The organism is Pirellulales bacterium, from assembly GCA_035546535.1.
Taxonomy (GTDB): Bacteria; Planctomycetota; Planctomycetia; order Pirellulales; family JACPPG01; genus JACPPG01.
In genome coordinates this window covers 1-5635 of record DASZWQ010000075.1, presented here as the reverse complement: position 1 = coordinate 5635, position 5635 = coordinate 1, and the positions used below count along the sequence as shown (strand labels likewise).

Genomic DNA, 5635 nt, shown 5'->3' with positions numbered 1-5635 from the left:
CGTGGGAATTGCAAGAATCGTGTGCTTTGGGATGGCGGGCAGGATGAGGCCGCGATTTGTGCGGAAGAACTACGCTGGGAGGCATCCGCAACACTTCGGCACGCAGAGATATTCGAGGAAAAACCCTCTAGTCGTGCACTTTATGTTGGGAACAAAACGCATACAAACGACGTTGGTACAGACCGAACAAAGAAAAAGCGTGAACGCGCGACAAGAGCGGGAAGCCGAAGGCAAGATACCGACAAGGCTGCGGGCAAAATGCAGAACGCGGTTGGCGGATTGAAGGATGCGGTGCGCGGCAAACAGAGAGCCAGCACCGTTAACGGAGCATGTCATGGAAATGATTTTAATAATCGTTGTGTTGGTGCTGCTGTTTGGCGGCGGCGGCGGATACTGGGGTCGCAATCGGGGTTATTGGTGATTCGATTTTGTGCCTATGCTCGGGCGCCACGGCGGGTTTACGTCCAATCAATCCTAAATTCCCGTGGTGTCGGACATATCTGAGGGGCAAGCCAGGTGTACGACGATGCTTTTCCTGCCGACGATCGGCTTGTCCCAATCAGACATGCTCGTCTCAATCAGACATGCGGTTACTGACAGATTTGTTATCCGGGTGTTCGAATGCGAATTGATAGACAACCTGAAAGATGCGTCTGCCCTTGACTGGCGGACATTGCAACCGACCTAACCAAATGAATGAGAAACTGCCGGGGCCGTGCGAGGCCTGCCGTGGCTCGGGGGTACGAGACGGCGTCGTATGTAGCGAGTGCCAAGGAAAAGGCTATCGCTTGTTCGTCAACGGACGCCAAGCCCCGCTGCAACAGCAACGTCAGCAGCGAGGGCAACCTTCGCGTTTAACGCGGAACCCTCGCCACTCCCACTGAGCGCTTGGCCGGCTTTCACACTGCGCTGCTCATGCGGCACCGCAATCTCTCGTCCGCTTTCGGGCGAACTGGACATGGACAAGCCGCACCCATAAGCGGCTGCCTACGCCCTTCGCTTTGAAATGACGTAGCTCTCGTCGAAGAACCACAACCCGCCGCGTTCTTGCAAAACCGCGCGGGTCGCGTCGATGTAGCTGCCGTCCGCGGCGGCCTGTGCCACACGGTCGTCCTCGACCTGCGCCACGTAGATCGCCGCGTTCCAGGCGGCGAACAGGGTGGAGGTGCCGATCGATTCGGAGATCTCCGACGGCAGCGTGTGCATCACGTAGCGAAACAGCGAGCGGTTATCCGCATAGGCGTTGAAATTGAGGTCGCGCCCGGCGGCGCCGAGTTCGTGCTTCACCGCCTTCATGATCTGATGCCGATCATGAATGAACGGATGGTCGTCCGGCCACACTTTCTGAATGATTTCCATGCCCGGATCGTGGCCGTGCGAATGGATACCGATGAGCCGCCCGCCGGAGCCGAGCGCGCGCGCGAGCGGCGCGATCACGCGCTGGGCCTTGAAGTCGAGCGAGGCGCGTGCCCGATAGGGCTGCGAGGCGATGACAAGGTCGTAGTTGGCGAGCGTGCCGCCGGGCTTCGGAATGATCGGGTCGAGCAGAAAGCGGTGATCCTCGCGATAGATCACGAGCACTACAGGCCGCTCGTAGATCGGATTGCCGGTGCGCGCGGAGACGCCGGCTTTCCAGTTGAGCGCCAGGAACGGCTCGAGGTCGATGATCTGCTGTTCGAAGCGGTGCGCCGAATTGCCGATCAGCGGCAACTCGTGCCAGACGAGACTTGACGCGGCGTTGAGCGATTTGACGTGCAGCCACGGCGCATCCGCGTAGGCGAGGTTGGTCAGCACCAGAACCGTCGACGGATGTTCGAAGAAGCGATCGGGCATCTTCTGCAGGGTCAGGCGGATGTCTTCGAGGCTGATCTCCTTGCCGACCAGATAGAACGGCATGTGGGCGAAACGGTCATGCATGGCGCGCATCACGCGCGTCAGCACCGAGCCGTCGCCGACGCCGGCGTCGAACACGCGCACCGCCGGCGGCCGCGGATGGATGTGGGCGAGTTCGTCGGACACCCGGTTCGCCACTTCCCATTTCTCGCTGCAGGTATTGACGAACAAGAGGTACTTTTGCCGGTTGTCGAAGAAGCGGAAATTGCGCTGCGGATCGCCCGCCTTGGCGCCGACAGGGGCCGTCAACGTCGGAGCCGGCGCAGCGGCCGGAAGGCTGCGCGGCTCGCGCGGCCGTTCAATGATCGTGGGCCGATCGTGGGCGGGATGAGCAGTCATGAAATTCTGGATGCGATCGAGGGTGTCGGTGGTGATGCGCCCGCCATTGCGCAGCCGCGCCGCGAGCTTGCCGTCGTTGACCGCGCGTCGGCCGAAGGTCGATTCGGCTAAGCCCGTTTGGCGGCAATAATCCGATATTTCCTGCAGCAGTTGCTGGGCGTTCATGGCCAACCTCGCCGTTTCCTGCCCCTTGGTTTTCGCGATGGGCGCTTGTAGCGCTTCTTGCGTTTACGCCTGAATCGAACCAAGGCGTGGGCCGGCGGTCAACCACAAAATGGCCCACATGGTGAGTGGGCAATTAGATGGGATTTTGCCCATAAATTTCAAGCCCGTTGCAGATCGCTTGGCCGCTATACACACGCGACGACGACCGCCGCTTGCAAGGCGCGGTCCTCCTCCGACAGCATGGCGTCGTTGACGGGGAGGGCGGAAATGACGGCAAAGCGAACTCTGATCCGCGGCGGTCAGGTCTACGACCACGACGGCGACGTGCATAAGCCGGCCGTGGCCGACATTCTGATCGAAGGCGACACCATCGCGGCGGTTGGCCCCGGCATCGCGGCCGATGCCGCCGATACGATGATCGACGCATCGCGGCGCCTCGTCGTCCCGGGCCTGATCAATGCGCACTATCATTCGCACGACGTACTCTGCCGCGGCATGTTCGAGGAGCTGCCGCTCGAATTCTGGCTGCTCTACACGCTGCCGATGGGCGCCAACCGCAGCAACGAGGAGGTGCGGGCGCGCACGCTGGTCGGCGCGATCGAATGTCTGCGCGCCGGCATTACCACGGTGCAGGACATGCTCGGCTTGGTGCCGCTCACCGATGGGCAGACCGACGTTGTGATCGACGCCTATCGCGAGGCAGGCATCCGCGTCGTGTTCTCGCCGATGGTGTGGGACATCCCGCCGATCGCCATGATGCGGCACGCCGACAGCCTGCCGCCCACGGTGCAGCAGATGCTCGGCAACGAGCCGCGGCCGATCCGCGATCAGATCGATTATCTGGAACATCAGTTCGCCCGGCACCCTGTCGCCGGGACCCTGCATTGGGCGGTGGCGCCGTTCGCGCCGCAGCGCTGCTCGCCGCAAATGCTGCGAGCCTGCGGTGAACTTGCCAACAAATACGACCTGCCGGTCTACACGCACGTCTATGAAACACGCGCGCAGCGTCTCATTGGCCGCGAGCTGTTCGGCAAGCACGGCGGGCTGATCGGCTACATGGCCGATTGCGGGCTCGTCGACCGGCGGCTCAACATCGTGCACAGCGTCTGGATCACGCGCGAGGAGATCGAGCAGCTCGCCGCGGCCGACGCCGGCATCGTGCTCAATCCGCTCAGCAACATGAAGCTGAAAAGCGGGATCGCGCCGCTCCTTGCGATGCGAGAGGCCGGCGTGCGGCTCGGGCTCGGTTGCGACAATTGCAGCGGCACCGATGTGGAAAGCGTGTTCCAGGCGATGAAGATGCTGTGCCTGACCGCGGCGGTGAGCGATCCCGAGCCCGGCGTGCCGCTGGCGCACGAAATGCTGCGCCACGCCACGGCCGGCAACGCCCGCACCGCCGGCCTCGGTCACTGCCTCGGTGCCATCAAGCCGGGATACAAGGCCGACCTCATCCTCATCGATCTGAACGACGCGGCCTATCTGCCGTACAACAGCGCGGCGCGGCAGCTGGTCTACACCGAATCCGGCCGCGGCGTGGACAGCGTCATGGTCGACGGCCGCCTCGTCGTGGATAAGCGCGTGGTCAAGACTGTCGACGAGGAGGCGCTGCGCCGCGAAGTCGCTGGCCTGATGCGCCATTTCATCGCCGATTACGACTCGGTGGTGGCGTCGCGCCGCGCGGCGCTGCCGCACATGCACGACGCCCACCGCCGCGTCTGGGCCGAAGACGTCGGCATGCAGCGATTCATCCCGCGGGCGGACTGAACGGGCGCTGCACGCTACCGTCCTTTTCTGCTGCGCACGGTCTTCGTCTTCCGTTGAGGCTTTGCGCCGCCGGCCGCGGCCGGCGCGCCGGTCAGGATCGGGCCAATGGTATCGAGCGTGTGCGAAGGCAGGAAATTGGGATTCTGGTAGAGCCTTTCAAGGCTCGCTTCGTCGATCTCGCCAAGCGACCGGATGTTGGAATCGCCATCGCCTTCGGCCCAGGCACTGTCCCATATTTGAGCGAGGCAGATACAGCCGTCAGCCATGACCTTGATCGTATCTTCGCCCAGGCTCTTCCAAAGAGCGTCGGCCTGCGCAGCCGGCTTTTGATCCTGCACCTTGACGAAATCCGAGACGATGTCCTTCGGGGCGATGGCTTTGAAAGTTTGCTGCATGAGGTTGACGACCGCGACCGCAGCATCGTGACCGCCTGTGACGAGTGCCGGCAAGTGGGGATTTTTGAGGAGTCCGTCCACCCCTGTCATGATCTCCGGGACGTGGCGATCGACCATGTTGTCCTCGTAGGCCGAATGAACGCCCTGGCCCAGCGGCACACTTCCTTGCTTCTTGTTTCCGGTCTGCGGGTCACGAATCATGGCTGAGACGGGATGATCCGGATCACCGTTGAACAGATAGGAAATGTGGAGCGGTTGGCAGGAATCGCCCACATAATGGGAAACGATGCCCGCGGCGCACACGAACCGCGCGGCATCGCCGTTCTTAACCGCATCGACCATCTCATTGTAGATTTGCCAGACGCGGAACGGCAGCAGCCCTCTGCTCTCCTTTTCTTTCGGAAACTGTTTTTGAACGGCGTCGTAGTATTGCTGCCAGACGTTGACCGCGACATTGTTGGGCTTGCCGTCGCATATCTCAAGGAGCGTTGCCCCCTGTGGCAGCTTGGGATTGAGGACCCTGTCCATATCGGCAAAATGGTTGGCGTGTTCGGGTGCATTCATGCCACCCCGCTTGTGCGGTCCGACCTTCCAAACCATGTCGGGAACATCCGCCAGGGGTACAAACGGGCGATTGCTGAGTCCTTGCATCTCTTTTTTGTTGATGTCTGGAACTTGATACGAAATCCGCTCCAGATTGGCGTTCATCAGCTTTGCCAGGTTCTTGTTTCGAATGACGCCGCATGCCTTGTTGGCGATGCCGTAATGGCCGACGGCCCCCCCAGTAGTCCGGCAGTCTGGTCTGCCAATCGCGCAAAAGGGTGATGTCGAGCTGGTTGCACACGGTGCTGAGGAACGTCGCCAGTGCGTATGTTGACCCGGTCGCCCCGTTTTCCCGGAAGACCTGGCCGCCCCACTGCAACGCGATGGGCCGCGGTCCAAGTTTGTCAAAGCGCTCGTCGGTGAGCCAAAGTGTTCCGGAATCGCCGGGATGCGTGCCGACCGATTGCGCGGCGGATGGGCCAACCAGCGCGTCCGCCACATATTCGAACCCGCCGACAGCCTTGAAGCGGTAAAAC

At 61.9% G+C, this 5635-nt stretch carries 4 protein-coding genes; 2 read left to right on the top strand and 2 right to left on the bottom strand.

Annotated elements, in window-relative coordinates; translation table 11 throughout:
* A partial coding sequence (locus VHD36_10125; GenBank protein HVU87667.1) for a hypothetical protein occupies positions 1 to 504 on the top strand: 504 nt, incomplete at its 5' end.
* Between the two features lie 483 nt (positions 505 to 987).
* On the opposite strand, the gene VHD36_10120 is transcribed toward VHD36_10125, so the two are convergent.
* Entirely contained in the window at positions 988 to 2397 is a 1410-nt protein-coding gene (locus tag VHD36_10120) for a hypothetical protein (GenBank protein ID HVU87666.1), read from the bottom strand.
* Positions 2398 to 2664: 267 nt separating this feature from the next.
* On the opposite strand from VHD36_10120, the gene VHD36_10115 reads away from it, so the two are divergent.
* Positions 2665 to 4161 carry an amidohydrolase family protein gene (locus VHD36_10115; GenBank protein ID HVU87665.1) on the top strand — a complete coding sequence of 499 codons (1497 nt, stop codon included), beginning with the start codon at positions 2665 to 2667 and terminating at the stop codon, positions 4159 to 4161.
* A 14-nt stretch (positions 4162 to 4175) separates the two neighbouring features.
* Here the strand turns inward: VHD36_10115 and VHD36_10110 are convergent, their stop codons facing one another.
* Positions 4176 to 5264 carry a hypothetical protein gene (locus VHD36_10110; GenBank protein ID HVU87664.1) on the bottom strand — a complete coding sequence of 363 codons (1089 nt, stop codon included), beginning with the start codon at positions 5262 to 5264 and terminating at the stop codon, positions 4176 to 4178.
* Positions 5265 to 5635: the final 371 nt, after the last annotated feature.